Raw genomic sequence first — 24,045 nt, forward strand, 5'->3', positions numbered from 1 at the left:
AAGAAATAAAACGTTTACCGGAGGTTAGGTAAAAGTATAGTGAATTTAGACCCCTCACCGGCTTTAGTATTCAGTGAAAGTTCACCATCCAGTTTTTCAACAGTTTCTTTAACAATAAATAATCCCAGGCCGGTACCTTCTGAAGAATCGTGTGCTCTGTAGAACATATCAAAAATTTTATTTTTATGTTCCTCATCTATTCCAAGACCGTTATCTTCAACGACTACTTTTAGTTTATTATCAATCATAGAAACACAGATCTTTACATGAGGATTAACCTTTTCCGGATCGTGGTATTTTAAAGCATTGCCGATAATATTGGATAATATCACTTTAATACGGTTTATATCAGAATATATGGTGCCATCATTTAGATTAAATCGCGTATCTAAAGTGACATTTTTATAATCTTCATTATACCTTAAGTTTTCAATTATCTCATTAACTATTTTTTCTGGTTCGACCTCTTCAATAACTAATTCAGCCCGACTGTTTCTTGAGTAATTAACCAGATCTTTTATAAAGCTTTCCATTCGGTCTATAGAACCTTCCATTCTGGAGAAATACTCATCAATAGCTGACTGATCTGTCTCATGCTTCAAAAGATAGATCAGGCCTTTCAAACTACCTAATGGTGCTTTAAGATCGTGTGATGCGCCATAGACAAATTTATCAAGTTCACTATTAACTCTGCTTAATTCATTGTTGGTTTTTTCAAGCGTGTTTTCTTTAATCTTGTGGTCAGTTATATCATTTAAAAATGTAGCTACACCTGACACATTTCCGGAAGCTAAAATAGGGAATAGTTGTACTTCGAGATAGCGGGTTTCTCCTTTGATATTGTAAGAGTATTCAAAAGTTATTTCCTGACCATTTAAAGCATTTTCATATCTTTTGAACCATGAATTCATCACCGGAATATCATGCAACACCTCATTTAGATTAGTATCGATTCCGAAATTGACATATTTATTTAAATGGTATATAAATTCCTTAGCTTTATGATTACACTCTATAACTCTTAATTGAGTATTTGTAAGCCAGATGCCAATATCGTTATTCTCGAGGATAGTTCTTAGGTTAACTTCTTTAATTGCGAGATCCTGTGTACGGGTATTGACAGTGTCTTCCAGGTCCTGATTGAACCTCTCAAACATTTTTCTTTCATTAATTGCATTTAGGATCTTCTGCTGATCAACCTCCTTTCTAATACTTCTGATTCTTTCGATCAGAACTACAGATAAAAATAACAGATGAATTGTATATCCTATATGAAGAGAATAATATGTGAATTTATTTGCTGGAATGGCTCTGAATAAATATAGTGCAGATATGAAAATGAAAATGCTGAAAATCAAATATGCAAGAACTAAATATATCAGAGATTTATCGCCTTTCTTATAGTAATAGATTGATGTAGCAGTAATTAACGGAGCCCCTATAATTGCATTACTAATCACAATATAAAATCCTACATCAGGGATGAAAAAATAAAATATAAATGACAACAGATTGGCTGCGATAAGAAAAGCAAAGACTTTAAAAAAATTATTTTTAAAAGATTTTATACCAAGAAAAGAAGCGGCAAACAACAGGGTGAAAATATTGGAAAGACCGCCACTTACTAAGTCGTGATAACCGTTAAATAATTTAACAAACCACGGTAATAAAAAACCGGTGAATCCATCATATGCACCTGTTACTATCGAGAAAAAGAAGGTTGCTATTGCAAAATATAAGAACCATCTAAAGCCGGAACTGATATAAAAGAACAGCGCATAAATAATTATTGCAGTAATCAGACCGTAATAAATTCCAAATATTAAAAAGTGAATCGAGGTCTCGTTACTATATCCTTCTACTGAATACAGTTCAGAGCTTAGTGAAGTAAAGTTTTTTAAGGTAAGTTTTGCTATAAATGTATATTGATGACCTTCTGAAAGCTGAAACTTAAAAGCGTTGTCTGTATTGTTTGTGTTTTTAAGCTTTCCTGCAGCTAATCCGGATCTATAATCAATTTTTTCACCAGTATTGTGGTCTATAAGAATCCCATATACATCATAGATGCTTGGATCATCAAGATCAAAGAATACCTCCTTATCTAAATCCGTATCATTATTTATTGATATTAATATATAGGTATATAATTCTGTAGGTTTAGATTGAAAAATACTATCTATATTTTTCCATTTTTGATTGCGGTAATCTATCTTATTCAGATCTATATCCCGGGTAGACTGAAAAACATGGATGTCATCAGCTACAATTAACTTTTTATTTAAATCAGATAAATAAATAGTATCTATGGAAGCAGCAGATGCTGTTCCTTTAAAAATAAAAAGGATTATAGAGATGTAAAAAAATGCTCTTTTCACTCTAAAATATTTAAATTCCAATATACAAAAAAAGAAAATATCAGCCTATTAATTCCTTAGCGCTCTTGAATGCTGATTCTGAAGGATTTTTACCACCAATCATTTCTGCAATGATAGTAACTCTTTCTTCTTCGTTGACTTCTTTTATTTTGCTCTCGGAAATATCGGAAGAATGATCCTTAAATACAAAAAAGTGGCGATTTCCTTTTGCAGCAATTTGTGGTAAGTGTGATATAGCAATCAATTGATGATGTTTTGACATTTCTTTCATCATCTGAACCATTTGCATAGCCACTTCTCCTGAAATACCTGTATCTATTTCGTCGAAGATAAGTGTCGGCATTGCAGTTTTATTAGCGAGAATATATTTTATTGAAAACATCAACCGGGAAAATTCACCACCAGAAGCAGCTTTTTTTAATGGTTGAGGTTCAACTCCTTTATTGGCGCTGAAATTAAGTGAAATTTCATCCAAACCATTATTGGAAATCTCTTTTTTAGAAACCTGAATTTCTAAATTAGCATTCGGGATTCCGAGCTGAGAAAGTAGTGTGTTTACACCATTAGAAAATTCAGGGTAACTTTTACTTCTCTCTTCGGATAGCTTGACAGCCTCTTTGAGTGCTTTATTGTATAGGTTTTGTTTTTGATTTCTTAATTCGTCAAGATCAAATTTCAGATTTACTGCCTTGCTGATCTTTTCCTGTAATTCTTCTTTTATGTTAATCAATTCCTGAATATCAGAAGCTCTGTGTTTGGTAAGTAATTGATATATCAAATCTATTCTTTCCCTTACCTTTTCAGTTTCTTCAGGATCATAAATTATTTCTTCAGATTTTCGATTTAATTCATCTGTAATATCCCGAATTTCTATCCAGGAACTATTAATCCTTTCAGCTAAATCTTTTAAAGAAGAAGAATATTTTGATGCCTGATCAATTGAGTTTCCGGCCTCTTTAAGACCTGTTTCCACAGAGAATTCATTTTCATTAAGGACAGCTAATGCCTGGTGAATTTTTAATTTGATCTCTTCAGCATGCTCTAATAATTGTAACCTATCCTCCAGGTTATCTTTTTCTTCCGGGTCGAGATTTGCTTTATCTAATTCATCATACTGGAATTGATTGAAATCTTTTTCCTGTTCAATTTCAGCTGCTTCACTCTCTAAATTTTCTAATTGAATAGATACACTTTTATATTGATTATAAATTCCCTGGTATTCTTTTAATAATTGATTAGTCCCAGCGAAGTAATCTATCATTTGTAACTGGTACTCATTACTGGCTAATAATAGTGTGTCATGTTGTGAATGAATATCAACGAGGTAACCACCTATTTTAGAAACTACATCCAGAGTAGTAGGAGTATCATTAATAAAAGCACGACTTTTTCCTGATGGACTGATCTCTCTTCTTATTATGCATTCATTTTCATAATCAAGATCATTATCATCAAAAATTACTTGAAGATTATATTGTTTGATGTCAAAAATTCCTTCGACGATACATTTTGTATTTGGGTCTAGTAAAGCCTTTGTATCAGCTCTTTTACCTAATAATAACCCCATTGCACCTAAAATAATTGACTTTCCGGCTCCAGTTTCGCCAGTAATCGTATTAAAGGAGTCTGAAGGGTTAATCTTCAGGGATTTAATTAAAGCATAGTTTTGTATAAAAAGGCTTTTTATCATAAGATCCAGATACTTTTATGCAAAATAACTGATAGTGATTTAAAAATTATATCAAAAAATGATTTAGTTTAATTTCTGATTATTTGGGTGTAATCTGAACTTTTACTTGGTTCAAGTCTTAGCATTATATTGTAAACCTGTCGACGCTGTGCCATGTCCCCCTCTGAAAATATATTGATAATCTCTTCTCTTTTAGAGTCAAGAAATGTGGTGATCAAAACTGAATTCGGACTCACTTTATTAACCTCACTTATTTTTTCCAGCGCTTCAATAATATTTCTTCTGGCTTCATCAGGGTTATCAGTAAAAACATCAAGACCAAGACGATGATATTGATACATAGCTTCCCTGTAAGGTAGAAACTGCGGACTGATCATATTATTGACTAACCAGTATCTGTTGCGGTTATTAGAAAACTGATCCCAGCCACCACCTTGCTGTTGGGCGTTGTTAACTATTCTATTTGCTATTTCAAAATAAGGAGTTCCTCCTGATTCACTGAATGTATCATAGTCCATACCAATTATCATATATGCATAAAAGGCAAGTAGAGAACTTAAATTATCAGTAAATGAATTTTGATTAAATATGACCGGCTGTGAAATAGTATAGCTAAAATTCCAGTCACGATCACCATAATTTAAGATTCTCGTTTCATAAGAAGCATTATATACAGGCCTGAACGACTGGATCTGTACAGTAGCATTAAAATTCCCTATCGATGGACTGCTTGTTATCGTAATTAGAAATGTACAATAAATTCGCTCATAGGGTTCATAAGAGTCATTTGTCCATTTAGATTCATTGAGAAATCTAGTCAGTGATTGTTCGAGATCATTAAAAACTGACTTGTCAGTAAGATCAACTTGTTGATCATCTACAACAACACGACAGTTCAGTTCCTGTGCAATTCCCGAATGAGATACTGTTAGAATTGTTAGAAACAAAAAAAATATCTTCACAATGCTCGAATTAGAGATCATCTATTATATATTTAACTATATCCTTAGCAAGGCTTCGCTTATCTTTTAACGGCAAATCCAGATGTTTCTTATTTTTGCCAATTATTGAGATCTTATTGGTGTCATGTCCAAAGCCAGCGCCCTCATCATTTAATGAATTTAATACAATAGCATTGAAATTCTTTTTCTCCAGCTTTTTTTCGGCATTAGCCTGTTCATCATTAGTTTCAAGAGCAAACCCCAGAGAGTATTGATCTTTTCTTTTCTTTTTCCCAATAGTTAAGGCAATATCCGGATTTTCGGTAAGATCGATAGTAGGAGGAGTAGAGGATTCTTTTTTGATCTTGGTTGATACAGGTGAACTTGGTCGATAATCTGATACAGCTGCAGAAAAAATAAGTATATCTGACGATGAAGACATTGAATCAGTAGCTTTCAACATCTCTAAAGCGGATGTCACCTGAGTTACCTTGATATTCGGGTTATTTGTTTTTAAACTAACAGGTCCCGAAACCAACTGCACCTCGGCTCCATGATTGGCACACTCTTCAGCTATAGCAAATCCCATTTTACCGCTGCTGTGATTTCCTATGAATCTGACAGGATCTATTTTTTCATAAGTTGGACCCGCAGTTATTAATACCTTTTTACCTTTCAGGGAATCTTTTTTGTCGAAAAAAAAACGAACTTTTTCCAGTATCTCTTCTGGTTCGGCCATTCGTCCTTCTCCTTCTAATCCACTGGCTAATTCACCCTTACCTGCCGGTATAACGATATTACCAAATGAAAGAAGCTTTTCAATATTATTTTTAGTCGATGGATGCTGGTACATATCCAGGTCCATAGCAGGAGAGAACATTACCTGGCAGCGGGCACTGAGATAAGTTGCTATCAGTAAATTATCACAAGTTCCATTTACACATTTTGAAATTGTGTTAGCACTGGCCGGAGCGATAATAAATAGATCTCCCCATAACCCGAGCTCAACATGGTTGTTCCACTCTCCGGCTTCATTCTTTTCGAATTTGGTTAATACCGGGTTCTTAGATAACGTGGCAAGAGTAAGGGGGGTAATAAATGAAGAAGCAGAGGAAGTCATTACAATCTTCACCTCTGCACCTTCTTTTATCAACAACCGCGTGAGAAGCGCGCTTTTGTAAGCCGCGATACTCCCGGTTATTCCAAGAATAATTTTTTTCCCTTTAAGAGACATTATTAGATTTCAAGTTGAGGATCTTCCGGATCTCTCCAGTAGACATTTCCTTCAAGAAATTCTTCAAGAGCTATTTTTGAAGGTTTTGGTTGTCTTTCGTAAAACCTTGAGATCTCAATTTGTTCTCTGTTTTCAAAAACTTCCTCAAGATTGTCTACACTACTGGCAAACTCCACAAGTTTGGAATTTAATTCTTCTTTTACTTCTGTAGATATTTGACGTGCTCTTTTGGCTATAATGTTTATTGATTTATAAACATTGCCTGTTTGGTTAGCAATTTTATCTACGTCTCTGGTGATAATTTCAGCTCTAGACATTATAATCAGGAATTTTGTGTTTTCAATTTATTAATTTCATCAACAGCATCTTCATAGAGGTTTTCAGCCTCTTTCATGTAAGTGCTACTTGGGAATTTAGATGCAAAATTTTCGTACGCATCTATGGTATTCTTATATCTTTCTTCTTGCTTAGATCGAATACTTAATTTTGCATGGTTATAAGTTGCTCTAAGCTTAAGGAATTCTGTTTCTTCTAAATATTTTGAATCTGGATACTCTTGTCTGAAATTTTCTAATGCAGTCATTGCAGACTTGTAAAGTCTCAGATTGTAATATGTTTTAGCGTTTTCGTATGCTTTCTTTTCTAGTTTTACCCTTAACTCACTTATTATTTGTTCTGCTCGTGGAGCATACTCGCTTTCAGGATATTTATTTAAGAAATTCTGAGTCAGATCAATTGCTTGTAGCGTATAGGTCTGGTCAAGATTATATTGCGGACTTTGTTTATAAAGACAAAAAGCCTGCATAAATCTGGCTTCGATGGCTTTATCAGACCTTGCATAGGTTGTATAAAAAGACTCAAATAATGAGGCAGCATAAATATACTGATCCTTATAATGATAATAAGAGTAAGCATATTTGAAAAGCAGTTCTTCACCCTCTTTCCTCACTTTTACATATGGCTGAACTTCTTCGAAAAGAAAGATAGCCTTGTAATAATCGCCTTTTTCGTAGTATTTAAGCGCAGTTTGATATTTATACTCCCAGTCATCTGATTTTTGTGCTCTTCTGAATTCAGAACAAGAAGTGAGTATTGCTATCAGAGCCAGTGCTGTTATAAAAATTGAAGATTTCCTCATAAGGGTGCAAATATACACGGTAAATAATAAATAACCAATGTGTTAAAACGTGTAAAAGATGTTAAATGTTATTGAATGATAAACTTTTTCGTCGCGGTGTTCTGATCATCGATTACTAAAGTGTAAAAATAGACACCTGGGTTTAGACCTTCAGTGCTGATCTTTAAGGTGTTCTCGTAAGGACTAAGTGGGATTTCTTCAATTGTACTACCCAAAACATTTTGTAATAAAACCTTAGCTTTAATGTTCTGAGCTTTAATATTGAATTTTAAATAACCGTAACTAGTTACCGGGTTTGGATAAATATTACCTACAGATAACTTGCTATCCGCATAAAGGACGTCAGGGTTATTACTGTTATTGAAAGTTATGGTCTTCTCGACGTAAGTGTTCGGGCTATTCAAATTGAAAAATCTAAGAGTGATATCACTCAAACCCTTTTCTCCATTTCCGGGAATGTATTTTCCTGTAACTTTTAAAAAGTCTGATGAACTGTTGATCACTAAAAAAGATTCCGGGAATTTTTCAAAAACACTAATACAATTTCCGTTATAGCAGATTTTTAGGTCTTCATCAAAATCCATGCTGTGAGATTCGATTTCAACACCAATTCTGACAGGTTCATTTATTCTTGTTGATGATAAAGTGATCGGGAAATTTCTCTCTGAATCTGAAGGTGTAAAAGCTATTTTTTCATCAGTATTAATCTCTAACTGTTGCGCATGGCACAGAAGAGAGAAAATAAACGTAAATGAAAAGAGTAAAAAATTCCGCATACCCAAACCTTATTTTAGGATATTCTATATAAACCTTAATATAATATATTGAACGTTGCAAAACATTTTTACGGCTAACTTTTTTTATAAAAATGCAATTTTTTTAAAAATTTAACGTTCTGTTTGAATTGCAGCAAAAATCCTGCCGATTAAAACGGATTTCTAAGTTTAATTTCCTCTTTTTCTCCGTTCTTCGATGCGATCCTTTAATTCTCTGGAGTTTATGTTTTCAGTTGGTACATCTTCACCGTTTCCTTCTGGTGCGATTTCTTCAGGTTTTTTGTTTGGTTCTGAGGTGAAAATATCCACTTTGTCCGGTCTTTCCTCATCACGCCAGGAAAAGCCTTCAAGTGTTGTTGTCGCAGCTCCCATTTTATTTGATGGTGTGAAATTCCCTTCGGGTTTACCCAGGAAAGATAATTTTTTTATCCTTTGCTCTTCAAAAGTCATATTTATATCAGAAGAAACAATCTTATTGAGTCCTTCCAGCTGAAGATTTTCATTTACCCTGAAATAAATGCTTTGTCCGTTTCCCCTTACTTTTACATCATTTAATTTACCTTCTAAGAAATCAACAGTAATATTTTTTCCTTTTATCTGATTGTAATTCATTAAAGTGTCTTCCTGGATAACAAAGGAATTGTTAGACAGAAACATTTTGTCAAGGGTTTTATTAGTTATTCGGGCAGTAATCGTATCTGCTGTCATCTGGTTGTCCCCGGTCCAGAGAACAGGGTCTCTGAAAAAAGTTAATAAGCTATCATAGGTGAAATATGCCAGCGAATCGGCTTTCCCCTGCAGATCTGATTTATAGAGTCTGATATTGTTAAATGCTAAAATTCGTCTTTCTTCCACTGGGCCTCCCTCCAATGCAATCAAAGTATCCGATCGCATAAGCAAAGTGTCTGTATCCACTGGCTTTTTCATGACAACCTGCCCATAGATAAGTGTCTTTTTAATATCATCCCAATACCGGGCATGGTTGCCGGTTATGATCAGATCATTTTCTTTACTGACCATTAGTACATTTTGGTCGGCTTCAGCTGTGCTTTGTTTCTCATTAAAGCGCAATTCGTCACCTGTCAAAATATAATCGGGTGTATTAATAGTCCCTCTTTTAAGAAATGTCTTTCCGGTAAGTGTACGGTATTCACCTTCAACAGCACTTACTGTATCCCCTTTATTGCCTACCAGGGTCATAAAACTTTCTGTCCGAGCTATTTTAGAAATGGTGTTGTAGACCAGCGTGTCAGTATATAACGTATAATCCGGATTCTTTAAAACCACATCATTTTTAAAGCTCATAATTTTTGATATAGTATTGTAGTAACCCTTTTGGGATGTCAATACATTAGATGTGTCTACCAATTTTCCATCATTAAAGTAATATGCAAGGTTATCCGGCCTTACGTAATCAAGGTAATCTGTATAAAGTTTTCTTGTTCCGTCTTCAAAACGAACCTTACCTCTTAATTCAGCTCTTTTCTCATCTCCATAATAAGTGGCTTTTTTAGAAAAAATTCTGATCGTATCACCATCAAATATTTTTACATTGCCAAATACGATTATTTTATTGGCATCTTTAAACTGATAGACACTATCTCCGAATATACGGGTGTCTTTTTGATGGAATTGTACCTGATTCCCGGGGGATCCTACGAATTTCCCAACTCTGGCAGAATCAGTTTCAATGTATTCAAAATAGTCACCACCATTCTTAAGCAAGACTTTATCTTTCGAAGCTTTCTGAGCAGAAAGAGTCGTTACAGAAAAAATGACTAATAATAAAAATAAGCTTTTACGAAGCATCGTTCAGTATTTTTTGCAATATTACAACGAATATAGGAGAATCTCTTTAATTCAATGGTTTCCGATAGTCTATCTGTCAATTTTATAAAGAATATTTCTCAGGCATTAGATCTCAAAAATAATGCCGTTTGTTATGTTGCATGTAGTGGAGGACTAGATTCAACAGTTTTAGCATATCTTTCTGTCCATGCAGGACTAAATACCATTTTACTACACTGTAATTTTCAATTAAGGGGAGAGGAATCAGAGAATGATGAAGAATTCGTCCGCCAGTTAGCCAATGATCTTGGCGTAAAATGCCTGATAAAGAAATTTGATACCGATAGGGTTTCATCATCAACAGGTGAGAATACACAAGTTACAGCCAGAAACTTACGATATAATTGGTTCGAATCCATTTTAGGAGAAAAGGATTATCTGCTAACCGCACACCATCATAATGATAATGTAGAGACTTTAATTTTTAATTTAATAAAAGGCGCAGGAGTTAAAGGATTAAGGGGTATTCCTGAAATAAGAGGAAAGATTTATAGACCATTGTTGAATTTCTCCAGGGATCAACTGGAAAGTTTTGCGACCAAATATGGTATAAAGTGGAGGGAGGACAGCAGTAATTTTTCAGATAAGTACAATAGAAATTACCTTAGAAATAATGTTATTCCGTCGTTTAAGGAAATAAACCCTTCGTTTATTGAAACAATGAAGTCTCAGATGGAATATTTCAGAAGGCTGGAATCATTTTATGACAGGGGATATAAAGAGTTTATAAAAAAGGAGTTAGTAGAGTTTAAGGGGTTTAAAGCTTTTGAAATTTCAAGAGTTACATACCATCCTGATCACAAGTTGTTTTTATCTGATTTATTTAATCGCCTTGGGTTTACAGAAAGTCAGGCGAATGATATATTTTCCTCTGTCAAAGGATCTTCTGGTAAAATATTCGAATCTCCAAATGCAAAAATAATCAGGGACAGAAATCATTGGTTGATTGATTTTTCAATGGGCGATGATATTAAAATTAAAAAGGAGTTGACTTTTCCAGGTGAAAGTCAAGTTCAGGGTAAGACAATAGTTTCTTCAATATTTTCTGTAGATGAATACAAGATTGATCCGGACCCGAATAAGGCTGCTTTGGACCTTGATAAATTGAAAAAGCCATTAATAATAAGAAGTTGGTATGAAGGTGACTGGTTTGTTCCTTTAGGGATGAAAGGTAAAAAAAAGTTGAGTGATTTTATGATTGATGCCAAAATTCCGCTATCATTGAAAAGCAAGATTTTGGTAGTCGAATCTGGTGGAGAGATAGTTTGGGTAGTAGGTTTCCGGATCGACAACAGGTTTAAATTAACTTCTAATACAAGAAAAATACTTCAGCTAAGTGTTAAAGATTAAAAATCCCTTTAAGAGAAAATATTCCGAGAAGGAACTCGAAATGTACGAGTTTCTCAAGGAGCTGACGTTATTTAAAGAACTTACGCTTGAGGAATTATCTAATTTTGTGCCCTACATGTTTTTAAGGCGTTATAAGCACAACGAGGCTGTTTTCTTTAAAGATGATCCCAGTCATGCATTATATATTTTGAAATCAGGAAAAATAAGCCTTAATCTTGATCTTAAAGGGAAATTTGAACGTCTTGCTGTTATACATGCTACTGATACTTTTGGAGAAAATTCAATTCTCATTAATAAAAAGAGACTTTATCATGCATTGGTGATGACTGAAACTGCCGAGATTTTTGCTATTCCTCAAATAAATATTCACGAAATTTTCAGTAATCAACCGACGATAAAAGCTAAAATGATGGAGAACTTATCTGGTATGAATAATAAATTCATGGAGGACCTGTTCTTTGCCTACCAATCTTCATTCGGCTTTTTCTCAATGGCTCTTGCTTATAAGAATAAGTAAAATTTGTGTTTCATTCGATTTAGACTGAAAGTATGGGACTTTCTTTATAAATTTGTCTGCGATAAAAATGACACAATTATCTTAAACCGAACACAAATATGAAAGTTACTGTAGTAGGAGCGGGTAATGTTGGTGCTACTTGCGCTGATGTTCTTGCTTACCGAGAAATTGCTAACGAAGTAGTATTGTTGGATATTAAAGAAGGGGTGGCAGAAGGAAAATCCCTTGATATCTGGCAAAAATCTCCAATAAACCTGTATGACACCCGAACTATAGGTTCTACAAATGATTACTCAAAAACTGCCGGAAGTGATGTAGTTGTAATTACATCAGGCCTTCCAAGAAAGCCGGGTATGAGTCGTGATGATTTGATCGAAACTAATGCGGGCATTGTAAAACAGGTAACCGAAAATGTGGTAAAACATTCACCTGATGCAATCATTATCGTAGTATCGAATCCACTGGATGTAATGACCTACCAGGCTCACATTACTTCTGAATTCCCAAGAACGAAGGTTATGGGAATGGCTGGTATCCTTGATACAGCAAGATACAGAGCTTTCCTTGCAGAGGAATTAAATGTTTCTCCAAAGGATATTCAGGCTGTATTAATGGGAGGTCATGGTGATACCATGGTTCCACTTCCAAGATACACTACTGTTGGAGGTATTCCTGTTACAGAGCTTATCGATAAAAGTAAACTTGATGAGATCATCGAAAGAACTAAATTCGGTGGTGGTGAACTTGTTAAGTTAATGGGGACTTCAGCATGGTACGCTCCGGGATCGGCAGCAGCTCAAATGGTTGAGGCTATCGTTCGTGATCAGAGAAGAGTATTCCCTGTTTGTGTGAAATTAGATGGTGAATATGGTATCGATGACGTTTATCTTGGAGTACCTGTTATTCTAGGAAAAAATGGTATCGAAAAAGTGATAGAACTTGATCTTAATGATGATGAGAAAAAACTTCTTGAAGAATCAAGAAATCACGTTAAAGAAGTGATGCAAGTATTGGATAGCAAGAGATAATTAATCTTGCTTAGATAAAACAAAAAAAACCGCCCTTTTCGGCGGTTTTTTTGTTACTGGAGAAGTAGAACATCTCCTACCTTTGTTGTTTCTTCATTATTATTAAAAACTGCCCTTATCTTATACACATACACATCTTCCTGGCATAATTTATCTTTATAATAACCATCCCAGCCTTGTTTAGTGCTAAAGCTTTCAAACAATAACTCACCCCACTTATTGAATATTTGTAATTGATATTCTTTCACACCTTCTATCAAAGGCCTGAATATGTCGTTTCTTCCAACTTCACCATCCACATATCCTCCGGAAGGCCCGGTAGGGTCAGGACTGAATACGTTTGGTACTCTGAACCTACCCGTTGTAATGGTTTCTACAGCTCCCTCTATTGTTAGAGTATCTGCACAACCATTTTCACTTTGTGCAATAAGGGTGATGGTATAATCACCCTCCGTTTCATATTGATGAACAGGATTTGTTTGTGTAGAGGTATTTCCATCACCAAAATCCCAGAAGTATGAGGTAGCATTAGTACTTCTGTTAATAAAAGTAGCCTCATCATCCGGCAGGTAAACAGGGAATGGCCTTATTACAAAATCAGCATATGGAGTTTCCAGGACTTCGATTTTTTGTTCCGAAACTAAAACATCTTCTCCAAAATCTGAGGAGGCTGTCAGGCTGACCTCGTAAATACCAGGTGATCTGTAAGAGTGTATCGGATCAATTTCTGCAGATGTATTTCCATCTCCAAAATCCCATAGATAATTCGTGGCATTTTCTGATAAGTTTGTAAAATATACTGTTAATGGTGAACAACCAACCCATGGTTCAAAAACGAAATCTGCAATAGGACCAGATGGAGAAATTGTTACTTGCTGAGAGATTTGTTCAATACATCCTCCGTCACTTACTGTTAACGTAATAATGTAATTACCAGCCTCTGCATAGGTATGTGTGCCCGGAGCATAACCTGTAACTATCGTTCCATCTCCAAAATCCCATTCATAGCTTAATTCGCTACTTTGAGTAGAATTGTTGATTAAAGATACTGTTGCATTTGGATATATCTGGTTCTCCGGAGTGGCGCTAAATGCAGCCATGAAATTAGTCTGAGCAGGAATCGTGAATGTTTGTTCTTCTGTACTGCTTTTACATAATGTGGAATTAGTTGTGGTGAGGCGAACAGTAATCGTTTTATCAGCTTCACCTGCAGCAGGACGCACATATGTTTGCTCAATGAAATCCTGATCATTTGGAGGGAAAAATGAATTACCCTCATTAATGATCTCCCAGGTATATTGATATAATCCCTTCTGATCTGCATCATATATTACAGTATATTCTGTACAAGTAATCTCAGGTTCTGAAATTGTAAATGTTCCAGAAGGAATAGGGTTAATTCTGATCAGCATAGAGTTTCCTCTAAAACAAACACCGGTTTTTGCAGCTTCAACATAGACTCTGTATACTTTAGCTATTTGTTCTGAATTAGAGAATTCATAACTAAAAGATGGATTGGTTCCGCTATTTGTTACAGTATACAGCTGGTTACCTGTGTCTTCATCATAGACCGTCCAGGTATAAGTATCAGGTGAAAGTGACTGAGTTTCCGGAGTAACACTAAAGTTATAGGTCTGAGGAGAGCAATTGTTGGCATTTGGATCATAATCTGAACTAACAAAGCTGGTAACAGGTGCAGGAGATACCGAAATACTTAAACTATTAGATCGATTGATACATCCCTGAGCAGAAACTGCTTCCATATAAACCTCATAAACCAGGTTTGAACCTGTATCATTTATAAAAATTTCATTAAATGATGAAGTATAACCACTAACACCAGGTTCTCTGGTTGCAAATAATTCAGGCCCTGAACCAGAATCCCTATACCACCTGTATTCATTGATTGTAGCTGTCTGGGTGGCATGGGAAGTATTATTTAGAGTTACTTCCAGGTCACTACATCCGGAAAGAGTATTAGCAGATATTGCAGACTGCGGCTGTGGGTTGATAGTTAACGCCTGTGTGAATATTTTAGCACATCCTGCACCATCTGTGGTGACTCTCAGGGCAGCAGTATACATACCACTGGAAGTATAGTTGTATGTTACATCATCTCCATTACTTGATGTCTGATCGGCATTAAAGGTTGTTCCGTCATAATCAAAATCCCATTCATAAGAGATGATTCCTTCGGAAGCTAAAGCATCATAAGTTGAGGCATCAGCAAATAACACATCTTCACCAGAACAACTTCCAGTTGCAGAAAAATCTGGTTGTGGAGTATCGTAAAATGTAATGCTTTTCTCATCTATGGATTCACAGTTTGTTCCTGCATCCTTAGTTGTTAACCTCACCAGGTAATTTCCCTTCTGATCAAATATCCTGTTAAAAGGTCCAAGTTGGGTATCTGAAAAACCTGTTGAGGGATATGAATTAATCAAATTTCCATTTTGATCAAAAAACTCCCATTTCCACCTGGTATTCGCATCAATATTTTGTGTTCCGTCTACAAAAACCAATTCCTGTACTGTTCCTTCCTGTGAGTCAATACAAAATTGATTTTCAGATACAGGATTGCCTGAAACATCTTCTAAGTTAATATTTGCTACAGCTGTAGGTGAAATAGTAATTACCTTTTGAATTTCTACCTCACAATTACCTGCAGCGTTAATATCCCTCACTTTATAGGTAATCAGTTTCTGACCGGGGTTTGAGAATGAAAATGTAGGATTTTCATCATTAGAAGTTCCCAGACTGTTCGTTCCTGTATTATCATCGAAGAATTCCCAGGTATACCAATATCCCGCCCCTGCTATAGGAGGAGTTTCATTATCAAAATAAACCGGATCATCTATACAAAACAGGTCACTTAATGCACCCGAAGCATCCCCTTTTCGTGTGACAAAATCGGGTTCAGGGGACTCAACAATGACCACCCTGCCTGAGGCAACCACAGGGTCATTGTCACCATCTATCATATCACCAGTGACCGGGTTTAAGCCATTACCATCAGTGACATCATTATCATATGCATTACATTGATTCCAGTTTCTCCAGGTTATCTCAAATTCTTTTCCAATATCTGCATTTGTTGTTGCGGGAACTGAAATGACATCACTCGTTTGAGCTAAGTCATCTATTGGATAGATTGGAGTTACATCAGTTTTATAAGGAAAAGCAGGAGCCGAACCGCCAACAGCAATTCCCGGAATTCTATTAGTTGCATCACCGGTACCATAGATCCATTGTCCCCATCTTGATGCAGCATTTTCACGAGTAGGCCTGGGATTACAATTCCAGTTACTATTATCTTCAAAAGTGATGTCAGCTGCATAGCCGGCGCAAACCCTATATGTATTTGGAGCTACCGCTGGTTCATCCTCAGTCCATACCACAACAGGGATTTGGAGTGGTTCAATACTTCCGAATGGACAGGCAGTATTTTCTGCATCAATGTTTATTATATATCCACAATCTGTGGGAGAGGAGGCATAGGTATGTTCAATGATGGTTCCATTATTAGCTGCAGCGGAATAATCATCAGTTTGCTGATATGTTTCGATAGGGCTACCATCTCCCCAATCCACATAATACATTGTACCCGCGGTGGAATTTAAGTATCGTAGCATTAATCTAACCTCAAAAGGAGCACATCCTGATGAAGAGGTTAAGAAATCAGAACCAGGTTCTACATTACAGGTTTGAGAATATAAATAATTTGGGCTTACTGCAAAAAAAATAAACAGCAAAAGCCCCAAAACTTTGTTTTGGCGATTTTCCATAAGCTGGTGGTAATCGAAAAAATTCTTTCAAGTATTTCTTTCCATTACAAAGGTTCGTAATAATATCCAATAATTCTGTCGAAAGAGATTTCAAACCTTACATTCAAACAGAAATATATATAGTTGAGATTATAAAATTTTTGTTTTTCAAGAACTTTTTGCACTTCCGTTGTATTGGCATTTCAATAAATATTATTTTGCAGTAGAAAACTAAAATCAAATTTTTTATTACCGTGCTAAAAAGACTTCTGACTATTTCGCTGGCCCTAATAATTATTGCAGGTATTTTGTATTTCTTTTTTTGGGAAGGAGAAAAAGTTTCTAAATGGAAAATAATACCTTCTAATGCACTGGCAATAGTTGAGGAACCTGATGTGAGTAGATCAAGAGATTCACTTTATCAAAGAGATGACTTTTTTGCGTTTTTCCTTGGTGATAATCCGGTAATTAAACTTAAAGATTCATTAGTTGAAAATTATGATTACAATCCTGATGTTGAATTAATAAATAAGGGTCTTAGTTATAGTGTCCATCAAACTGGTAAGGGACAATTAGATTATGTTTTCTATATCGATAAATCTATAGCAGGGTTAAATAAGGTTATAAATAATATTCACGGTTCGCTGCTGGAAAAAGATTTTTCTTTACAAAAAGAACCTTATGACGTCGAGGGTAAAGAAATTCAGACATTTTTTAAGTCTAAGGATCTTTCAATTCATTATGTCGAGATCGGGTCCTTTGGCATTTTCTCTGATAATAATTTATTAATAGAAGATGTTATTAGGTGCTATAATGGCAATCAAAAGTCATTTGAAGAAAAGTACAATAGGTCAGCACAAATAAAGGGAGCTGTCAGAGATGAAGGTAATGTTTACCTGAATGGAGATCAATTTCAGGATTTCTTAGAACAAACTGTTGATCTGAAGTTTGCCGATAATTATGCCGGTTATAATTCGCTTTTTGAAGTAGGTGTTATCGATGTTAAAAGTACCAAAGAATCAATTGATCTAAACGGATTTGCAATTAAGTCAGAAGATAAGCAAAGTTACCTGAATCTTTACGCTAGTCAAAAGGGGAGGAAATTCCGATCTCCACAATATATTCCCCTGCAAGCTATTGAAGCAACATTCTTTTCAATTTCTGACAATGTTGTCTGGCAAAATGAATTGCAAAATTATCTACAAGTAATTCAAGGGCAGGAGCTCAGAAAGCAATCGTCTATAAATAATAAATATGGTGTTAATATCGAACAATGGTATAAATCAGTCGGTTCCGAGCTGACCCTGGTTGAATTACCAACCGGTGATTATCAGAGTACGACTCATGCCTTGATCCAGGAACTTTCAGATATTGGAGCAGGCCTCAATATTTTGAATAAGCTGGCAGAATCTTCCATGCAATCTGATTCTGTATATATAGAAGAATATGCAGGTATCGAAATAAGCGAGATTGCGATAAATGGAGTCCCTGAGTCATTATTTGGGCCTTATTTTTCAGGCTTTTCATCATTGTACTATTCGGTAATTGACAATTTTCTGATTGTTACAGAAAGTGTTCCAGTGATGAAAAATATAATAAGAAGCCGGCAGGAAGAGAGCACTTGGGGCAAAAACCTTAAAATAGCATCAAGACTGGAAAAGAACATTGATGATGCTTCAATAGGAAAGCTAATAAATCTGAACAGAGCCTGGGAATTTTTCCCTGCTGTCGCTTCAGAAAAATATAAGACTTTACTAACAGATAATCCTTCTCCTTTAAGGGCTTTTGAATGGATGGCGATTCATTTGAGTGAATTAGATAGGAAATGGTATATCGCTGCGAATCTTGAGAAATCCAAGCGAATAAATATAGCCAGTCGGGAAACTTATGAATCAGTATTCAGGACAGAATTTGATAATCCAATAAGAACTAAGCCTTTTGTAGTTAGAAATCATAATACTTTTGAAAACGAGGTTTTTTTACAGGATACAGCTAATGTGATCCATTTGATTGGTAATTCAGGCCAGATTTTATGGAGTGATTCTTTGAGTGAAGAAATCAACGGAGAAGTTGATCAGGTTGATTTTTATCAGAACAATAAACTTCAATACTTTTTATATACTGATTCAAGAATTCATATAATTGACAGGCTTGGAGATGAAATTGATGGATATCCATTGTTTGCAGAACCATCAACTTCAATCAAAGCATCAAATGTAATAGATTATGATAACTCAAAAAGATATAGGATTACTTATTCCGATTATTCCGGAAATGTATACCTGTATAATAAGGATCGGCAATTATTAAAAGGATGGAATCCGAAATCATTTGAACATCGGCTTATAGAACCGATGAAACATCTTCGGGTCAGAAAGAAAGATCTGATGATTAATATGACTGAAAACGGAATGGTGCACATCACTAACCGCCGTGGTGAATACTATGATAACTTTCCTCTTAACCTGGGTGACCAGGTAAGGAATGACCTTTTTATCAGACAAGGAGCATCTTTTAAACAAACTTTGCTGGCAACAATTTCTGCAGGGGGTAAATTATTTGAATTTAATCTGAATGGTCAAATAACCAGAGAAAAGCAGTTGATAAAGATCGGTCCGAATACTCGGTTTGAAATAATTCCCGATGCCCTGGAAAAGACTTATTTAGTTGCAGCAATAGACGGAACCCGGGTCAGGATTTTATCAAAAGACCTGAATGTATTATTTGAAAAGGATTTTCTTAAAACAGACCAGTTAAGTTTCCAATATTATCAGTTTTCTGCCACCGAACAGATCATCATTATCAACGATGGGGTTCAGCAAATGTCATATTTGTATAATAGACGCGGTGATTTATTAAACGGCAGACCGTTTCAAAGCAGTCATGATATTGCCTTATTGTATTTTGAAAATGAGAAAAGCTACAAAGCCTACTGCGTATATAAAGATGCACTTCAGGTTTATGAGTTTGATGCTTTACCTCCGATTTAAATTAATATTAATAGCCTCTTTGCCTTACTGCTTCGAAGGTTATTACAGCTGCTGATACAGATACGTTAAGGGAGTCAATTTCTCCCTGCATTGGGATTATAATATTTTGGGTGGAATTCTCCAGCCAGGTTTCGGTAAGACCTGTGCTTTCGGTGCCAAAAACTAAAGCTGAGCCCTTTTGATAATCTATTAGGTCATATCTTTTCGATGCTGATAATGCAGCGCAATAAATATTGATACCTTCATTTTTAAAGAATGAAATTGCTTCTTCCGAAGTACAGGAAATGATCTTTGTAGTAAATACACACCCCAGGCTACTTCTAATCACATTCGGATTAAAAAAATCAGTTTTAGGATCACAGATAACTAATGCATCAACTTGGGCAGCATCAACTGTTCTTAACAAGGCTCCGATATTTCCTGGCTTTTCTACAGATTCAGCTACAAGAATCAAAGGGTTTGATATATTCTTCAGATCGTTGAGTTGAAAATATTGCTGTGACGCAATGGTAATAATACCACCAGTTGAACCACGGTAGGCTACTTTATCGAAAACCTCTTTTGAAACGAAGAATATACTATTTTCATCCAGACTGTCTTTTATTGAATTAAATAGCTCTTCATTGATTAGTTCAGGGCAGATGTAAGCTTCTTTTAATTGATATTCGGAATTTAATAGTAGCTCATTTTCTTTTTTACCTTCAACAATAAAAATGCCTTGTTCGCGTCTGGCCTTAGCTTTTGATTGAAGTAAGGTTAAATTTTTAACCCGTGGATTCTTTGTAGAAGTGATCTCCAAAATGGTAATTATTTAATTTGGGTGTAAATTCTAAAATTTTAAGCAATTTTGCATCACAATTTATAGGGGTATTCAATTCCAGTAATACATTGCTTCTTGAATATTAGCAGGTAATTAGTTGAAAAGATTTAATTGACCTGAAAGATTAGCTGATAAATCTCCCAATATTTGGTATTTTAAATAAGTTACATATATCTATGCTTATCAGAAGTATGGATTAAAAAAATATAAATAATGAATTCAAAATTATCTTTTGAAGCGCCCGCAGATGGTAAAATAGCAGATCTTTTGAAGGAGGCTTATCCTCATATGTCTGTTAGCCAGAAAAAAAAGTGGCTTAGCGGCGATATTTATTGCAATGGTAAGCAGGTTAGATCTGCGGGACAAAAGGTTAATAAGGGAGACCTGATCGAATTAGGTCATAAGAAAAAGGTTAAGAGTGAAGTTGATAAGGCAATGAAGTTACCTTTTAAGGTCCATTATCAGGATGATCGAATTATGATCATTCATAAACCTGCTGGTCTATTAACAGCTGCTCAAAAAGCTAAAGAAGGAATGAGTTGTGAGGAAATCATCAATAAAGCCTTTGCTAAAAACAATATTAAAAGAAAGGTAAGTGTAATTCATCGCCTTGACAGGGAGGTAGAAGGACTTGTTTCATTTGCATTCAACAGAAAGGATCGTGAAGCAATCATGGAATACTGGCCATCTGCTGATAAGCGATATCTTGCCCTGGTAGAAGGTCATATAAAAAATGAATCCGGTGAAATAGTTACCGAAGTGACTGAGGGTAGGAGAGGTAAGATGGAAGTTACTAAGAATAAGGATACTGAAGCAAAGACTGCCATTACGAGTTATAGATTATTAAAAAGACTGGATGATCACGATTTGGTAGAACTTTCTTTAGTTACAGGAAGGAAAAATCAGTTAAGACTTCATATGCAGCACCTGGGTACACCAATCGTTGGGGATTATAAATATGGAGCCGATGATACTTACCAAAGGCAGATTCGACTTTTAGCTTATCAGCTTAAGATATGGCATCCTGGAAAAAAAGGATGGGTGTCTGTTAATATCGAACAACCAAAATGGTTTACTCGTTTAAATCCGGAAGATGAAAATTACAAAAAGAACTGGACCAAGTTTATTAAAAGTGGAAAAGCCATATAAACCTATATCGTGTTCATTTTACGATTACCTTGAAGCATACATCATAGAGGGTAGCAGTCATAAGGTGATTTATAAAAATGAAAAAGGGAGTGTAGAAACCATTTATGTTAAACTTTACGATCTAAAGACAACATCAGGAGAAGAATTTCTTTATTTAGATAACGGAACTGCGCTTAGACTTGATAAGTTGATTGGAATTGATGAAATTTTAGTAGATCAATTTCCAAAGACATGTTAGAAATAAGCGTAATTAAAGATGACATCACCACTCTTAATGTAGATGCAATTGTAAATGCTGCCAATAAATCTCTTGCCGGAGGGGGAGGGGTTGATGGAGCAATTCACAGGGCTGCCGGTCCGGAATTAAAAGAAGCGACTAAAAAGTATGATGGATGTGCTACGGGAGATTCAAAAGTGACCAAAGGATTTGATCTGCCTGCCGATTACGTTATTCATGCTGTGGGACCTGTATGGAATGATGGTAACTCTGATGAAGACGAATTACTAGCCAGTGCTTACGAATCAAGTTTAAAAAATGCTGATTCTGAAAAATGTAAAACAATTGCTTTCCCGAATATATCAACCGGAATATATGGATTCCCAAAAGAGAGAGCAGCCAATATTGCTATTAATACAGTTCAAGACTATGAGCCAGAAAATCTGGAGGAGGTTATTTTCTGTTGTTTTGATGATGAAAATTTTGATATCTACAAGAAGATATTAAATGACTAAAAATCAGAAACCACTTTATTATATAGCTTGTCTGGTTCCTTCTCCATTAAAAGGGGAGATAATAGGTTTTATGAAAGAAATAGAGAGACTGGTTGGAGCAAAACACGCCCAAAAGTCTCCTCCTCATATAACCTTATATCCTCCATTCAGAATAGACGAAAATAAAGAAGTTAAAGTAATTCAATGTATTGAAGAAATAGCAAAATCGATTGATTCTTTCGAGGTAGAATTGAATGGGTTTTCAGGGTTTCCTCCCCGAACTTTTTATGTTCAACCAATAGAGAATCCTGAATTAGCTATATTAAGAGAAAAAACTCTAAATGAGGCAGGAAAGGTTATCGGAGTGGATATTAGTAAACTGAGAGCCAGGCCTTTAAACCCACATATTACAATAGCCAATAGAGATCTTGAAAAAGAGGATTATCCCGTCCTGGTTAAGCATTTTTCCACCATTAGTTTTAAAAGGAAATATGAACAAAATTCGATTTCTCTTTTAAAACACAATGGAAAGAACTGGGATGTCCTCGCAACTTTTATTTTTGAACCTCACTTGTAAAAGTGACCTCTGCTCTTCCTTTTAATGAATCAGTAACAGAACAATATTTTTCAACAGCCAGTTTAACCAGCTTAGCGAATTCTTCTTCGGTGCAATCAGGAGATTTTAGTATGAAATGCAGGTTAATAGATTCGTAACTTTTTGGAATACTATCTCTGCGAGTTCCTGTTGATTCAATTTTAAGATCATCAACTGTCTTTCTTCTTTTCTTTACCATCTCAACCAGATCCACGGCAGCACATGCTCCTGCAGCTCCTAAAAGTAATTCCATAGGAGCTAGTGCTTTCTTTTCATCGGCAGGATACATGTCAATAGAAACCTTATTACCAGATTCATTGACGATTTCATATTCCTTGTCATCAAGATAGTGTGTAGTTACTTTTTTAATCATTAGTTCGGTTTTTTTATACTGTAAATGTCAGTTATCCCTCGAATTACCTCTGCAGCACAATGTAATCCAAATAACGCAGGCATATAAGAAATAGTTCCGTAAAAGGACTTTTTATAATTAGAACCATCAGTAAGTTTTAATGAATCTTTCTTCAGTTCATCGTAAGAATAAACCACCCTGACATTTTTATAAATATCATCCTTTTTAAGTCTCTTTTTGATTTGACGAGCAAAGTTGCACTGCCTGGTTTTCCAGATACTTGCTGTTTTTATCTTTGCAGGATCAAGTTTCCCTCCTGCACCCATCGAACTAACGATTTTAGTCTTGGTAAAAATCGCAGCTTTTATCAGATTTATTTTTGGAGTGATAGAGTCAATACAATCAACTATGTAATCGAACTTCTCATTTCTGACGATACTGTTTGTCTCTTCCGGCTCCAGAAATTTATCTATTATTTCCAGTTGGATATCTTTATTGATATCCTTTAGTCTTTTACCTACTATGGAAGCTTTGGGTTCACCTATTGTAGAATCTAAAGCAGAAAGTTGCCGGTTTTTATTTGTCGGATCGAAACGATCTCCATCAGCAATAGTAAGTGAACCAACTCCTGCCCGAACAAGAAATTCCGCAGCGAATGATCCTACACCACCTAAGCCAACTATTAAGATTTTTGAATTTTTAAGTTTGTCAACATTCTCATCACCAATCAATAATTCGGTTCTCTCCAGCCAATTATTATATTCCAT

20 protein-coding genes are annotated in these 24,045 nt (G+C 35.3%); 8 read left to right on the top strand and 12 right to left on the bottom strand.

Features of this window, described 5'->3' with window-relative positions; all coding sequences use genetic code 11:
• Positions 1-14: 14 nt before the first annotated feature.
• The 8 genes from DCC35_RS07680 to DCC35_RS07715 form a co-directional block, all read right to left on the bottom strand.
• Positions 15-2,375 carry a 7TM diverse intracellular signaling domain-containing protein gene (locus DCC35_RS07680; protein WP_137090230.1) on the bottom strand — a complete coding sequence of 787 codons (2,361 nt, stop codon included), beginning with the start codon at positions 2,373-2,375 and terminating at the stop codon, positions 15-17.
• Between the two features lie 40 nt (positions 2,376-2,415).
• The gene (gene recN / locus DCC35_RS07685; protein WP_137090231.1) at positions 2,416-4,065 is read right to left on the bottom strand and encodes a DNA repair protein RecN; all 1,650 of its coding nucleotides are present in this window, start codon (positions 4,063-4,065) and stop codon (positions 2,416-2,418) included.
• A gap of 68 nt (positions 4,066-4,133) precedes the next feature.
• On the bottom strand, positions 4,134-5,027 hold the full coding sequence (gene porD / locus DCC35_RS07690; protein WP_175402757.1) for a type IX secretion system protein PorD: 894 nt from the start codon (positions 5,025-5,027) through the stop codon (positions 4,134-4,136).
• Between the two features lie 10 nt (positions 5,028-5,037).
• Positions 5,038-6,240, bottom strand: coding sequence for a bifunctional phosphopantothenoylcysteine decarboxylase/phosphopantothenate--cysteine ligase CoaBC (gene coaBC, locus DCC35_RS07695; RefSeq protein ID WP_137090233.1), 1,203 nt, complete (start codon positions 6,238-6,240; stop codon positions 5,038-5,040).
• A gap of 2 nt (positions 6,241-6,242) precedes the next feature.
• Positions 6,243-6,557: a DNA-directed RNA polymerase subunit omega gene (locus DCC35_RS07700; RefSeq protein WP_137090234.1), complete on the bottom strand. Its 315-nt coding sequence runs from the start codon at positions 6,555-6,557 to the stop codon at positions 6,243-6,245.
• 5 nt (positions 6,558-6,562) lie between these two features.
• Positions 6,563-7,378: an outer membrane protein assembly factor BamD gene (locus DCC35_RS07705; protein ID WP_137090235.1), complete on the bottom strand. Its 816-nt coding sequence runs from the start codon at positions 7,376-7,378 to the stop codon at positions 6,563-6,565.
• Between the two features lie 68 nt (positions 7,379-7,446).
• The gene (locus DCC35_RS07710) at positions 7,447-8,154 is read right to left on the bottom strand and encodes a T9SS type A sorting domain-containing protein (RefSeq protein WP_137090236.1); all 708 of its coding nucleotides are present in this window, start codon (positions 8,152-8,154) and stop codon (positions 7,447-7,449) included.
• A gap of 168 nt (positions 8,155-8,322) precedes the next feature.
• Complete coding sequence (locus DCC35_RS07715; RefSeq protein WP_137090237.1) at positions 8,323-9,963, bottom strand: OstA-like protein; 1,641 nt, start codon at positions 9,961-9,963, stop codon at positions 8,323-8,325.
• Positions 9,964-10,017: 54 nt separating this feature from the next.
• Here DCC35_RS07715 and tilS point away from each other — a divergent pair, with 54 nt between their 5' ends.
• From tilS to mdh, 3 genes are all read left to right on the top strand, one after another.
• Positions 10,018-11,352, top strand: coding sequence for a tRNA lysidine(34) synthetase TilS (tilS, locus tag DCC35_RS07720; RefSeq protein ID WP_137090238.1), 1,335 nt, complete (start codon positions 10,018-10,020; stop codon positions 11,350-11,352).
• Positions 11,339-11,869 carry a cyclic nucleotide-binding domain-containing protein gene (locus DCC35_RS07725; protein WP_246070185.1) on the top strand — a complete coding sequence of 177 codons (531 nt, stop codon included), beginning with the start codon at positions 11,339-11,341 and terminating at the stop codon, positions 11,867-11,869. The genes tilS and DCC35_RS07725 overlap by 14 nt, the downstream gene beginning before the upstream one ends.
• Positions 11,870-11,967: 98 nt before the next feature.
• Complete coding sequence (gene mdh / locus DCC35_RS07730) at positions 11,968-12,897, top strand: malate dehydrogenase (protein ID WP_137090239.1); 930 nt, start codon at positions 11,968-11,970, stop codon at positions 12,895-12,897.
• A gap of 53 nt (positions 12,898-12,950) precedes the next feature.
• On the opposite strand, the gene DCC35_RS07735 is transcribed toward mdh, so the two are convergent.
• Positions 12,951-16,682 (bottom strand): PKD domain-containing protein, encoded by a 3,732-nt coding sequence (locus DCC35_RS07735; RefSeq protein ID WP_137090240.1) that lies wholly within the window; start codon positions 16,680-16,682, stop codon positions 12,951-12,953.
• A gap of 233 nt (positions 16,683-16,915) precedes the next feature.
• On the opposite strand from DCC35_RS07735, the gene DCC35_RS07740 reads away from it, so the two are divergent.
• The gene (locus DCC35_RS07740) at positions 16,916-19,651 is read left to right on the top strand and encodes a hypothetical protein (protein ID WP_137090241.1); all 2,736 of its coding nucleotides are present in this window, start codon (positions 16,916-16,918) and stop codon (positions 19,649-19,651) included.
• A 7-nt stretch (positions 19,652-19,658) separates the two neighbouring features.
• Here DCC35_RS07740 and DCC35_RS07745 read toward each other — a convergent pair whose 3' ends face one another.
• Positions 19,659-20,450 (bottom strand): TrmH family RNA methyltransferase, encoded by a 792-nt coding sequence (locus tag DCC35_RS07745; protein WP_246070187.1) that lies wholly within the window; start codon positions 20,448-20,450, stop codon positions 19,659-19,661.
• Between the two features lie 234 nt (positions 20,451-20,684).
• Between DCC35_RS07745 and DCC35_RS07750 the strand changes: the two genes are divergently transcribed.
• The 4 genes from DCC35_RS07750 to DCC35_RS07765 are packed head-to-tail and all read left to right on the top strand — an operon-like array spanning position 20,685 to position 22,908.
• Positions 20,685-21,620 carry an RluA family pseudouridine synthase gene (locus DCC35_RS07750; RefSeq protein ID WP_137090243.1) on the top strand — a complete coding sequence of 312 codons (936 nt, stop codon included), beginning with the start codon at positions 20,685-20,687 and terminating at the stop codon, positions 21,618-21,620.
• The gene (locus DCC35_RS07755; RefSeq protein ID WP_137090244.1) at positions 21,604-21,858 is read left to right on the top strand and encodes a hypothetical protein; all 255 of its coding nucleotides are present in this window, start codon (positions 21,604-21,606) and stop codon (positions 21,856-21,858) included. Before DCC35_RS07750 ends, DCC35_RS07755 begins: the two co-directional genes overlap by 17 nt.
• Positions 21,852-22,352, top strand: coding sequence for an O-acetyl-ADP-ribose deacetylase (locus tag DCC35_RS07760; protein WP_137090245.1), 501 nt, complete (start codon positions 21,852-21,854; stop codon positions 22,350-22,352). Before DCC35_RS07755 ends, DCC35_RS07760 begins: the two co-directional genes overlap by 7 nt.
• Positions 22,345-22,908, top strand: a complete 564-nt coding sequence (locus tag DCC35_RS07765; RefSeq protein ID WP_137090246.1) for a 2'-5' RNA ligase family protein — start codon at positions 22,345-22,347, stop codon at positions 22,906-22,908. The genes DCC35_RS07760 and DCC35_RS07765 overlap by 8 nt, the downstream gene beginning before the upstream one ends.
• Here DCC35_RS07765 and DCC35_RS07770 read toward each other — a convergent pair.
• Together DCC35_RS07770 and DCC35_RS07775 are read right to left on the bottom strand one after the other, a co-directional pair.
• Positions 22,886-23,299, bottom strand: a complete 414-nt coding sequence (locus DCC35_RS07770) for an OsmC family protein (protein WP_137090247.1) — start codon at positions 23,297-23,299, stop codon at positions 22,886-22,888. The two genes, DCC35_RS07765 and DCC35_RS07770, sit on opposite strands and share 23 nt — an antisense overlap.
• A complete protein-coding gene (locus DCC35_RS07775) occupies positions 23,299-24,045 on the bottom strand; it encodes a tRNA threonylcarbamoyladenosine dehydratase (RefSeq protein WP_137090248.1) in 747 nt (248 codons plus the stop codon). The genes DCC35_RS07770 and DCC35_RS07775 overlap by 1 nt, the downstream gene beginning before the upstream one ends.

The sequence above is a fragment of the Mangrovivirga cuniculi genome (assembly GCF_005166025.1).
Lineage (GTDB): Bacteria > Bacteroidota > Bacteroidia > Cytophagales > Cyclobacteriaceae > Mangrovivirga > Mangrovivirga cuniculi.

What these genes read in the sequence shown, in the direction of transcription:
- DCC35_RS07700 (WP_137090234.1), bottom strand. Translation starts at nt 6,557, where the DNA reads ATGTCTAGAGCTGAAATTATCACCAGAGACGTAGATAAAATTGCTAAC.
- DCC35_RS07750 (WP_137090243.1), top strand. Translation starts at nt 20,685, where the DNA reads ATGAATTCAAAATTATCTTTTGAAGCGCCCGCAGATGGTAAAATAGCA.
- tilS (WP_137090238.1), top strand. Translation starts at nt 10,018, where the DNA reads ATGGTTTCCGATAGTCTATCTGTCAATTTTATAAAGAATATTTCTCAG.
- DCC35_RS07715 (WP_137090237.1), bottom strand. Translation starts at nt 9,963, where the DNA reads ATGCTTCGTAAAAGCTTATTTTTATTATTAGTCATTTTTTCTGTAACG.
- recN (WP_137090231.1), bottom strand. Translation starts at nt 4,065, where the DNA reads ATGATAAAAAGCCTTTTTATACAAAACTATGCTTTAATTAAATCCCTG.
- DCC35_RS07705 (WP_137090235.1), bottom strand. Translation starts at nt 7,378, where the DNA reads ATGAGGAAATCTTCAATTTTTATAACAGCACTGGCTCTGATAGCAATA.
- coaBC (WP_137090233.1), bottom strand. Translation starts at nt 6,240, where the DNA reads ATGTCTCTTAAAGGGAAAAAAATTATTCTTGGAATAACCGGGAGTATC.
- DCC35_RS07760 (WP_137090245.1), top strand. Translation starts at nt 21,852, where the DNA reads ATGTTAGAAATAAGCGTAATTAAAGATGACATCACCACTCTTAATGTA.
- DCC35_RS07765 (WP_137090246.1), top strand. Translation starts at nt 22,345, where the DNA reads ATGACTAAAAATCAGAAACCACTTTATTATATAGCTTGTCTGGTTCCT.
- DCC35_RS07735 (WP_137090240.1), bottom strand. Translation starts at nt 16,682, where the DNA reads ATGGAAAATCGCCAAAACAAAGTTTTGGGGCTTTTGCTGTTTATTTTT.
- DCC35_RS07775 (WP_137090248.1), bottom strand. Translation starts at nt 24,045, where the DNA reads ATGGAATATAATAATTGGCTGGAGAGAACCGAATTATTGATTGGTGAT.
- DCC35_RS07770 (WP_137090247.1), bottom strand. Translation starts at nt 23,299, where the DNA reads ATGATTAAAAAAGTAACTACACACTATCTTGATGACAAGGAATATGAA.
- mdh (WP_137090239.1), top strand. Translation starts at nt 11,968, where the DNA reads ATGAAAGTTACTGTAGTAGGAGCGGGTAATGTTGGTGCTACTTGCGCT.
- DCC35_RS07710 (WP_137090236.1), bottom strand. Translation starts at nt 8,154, where the DNA reads ATGCGGAATTTTTTACTCTTTTCATTTACGTTTATTTTCTCTCTTCTG.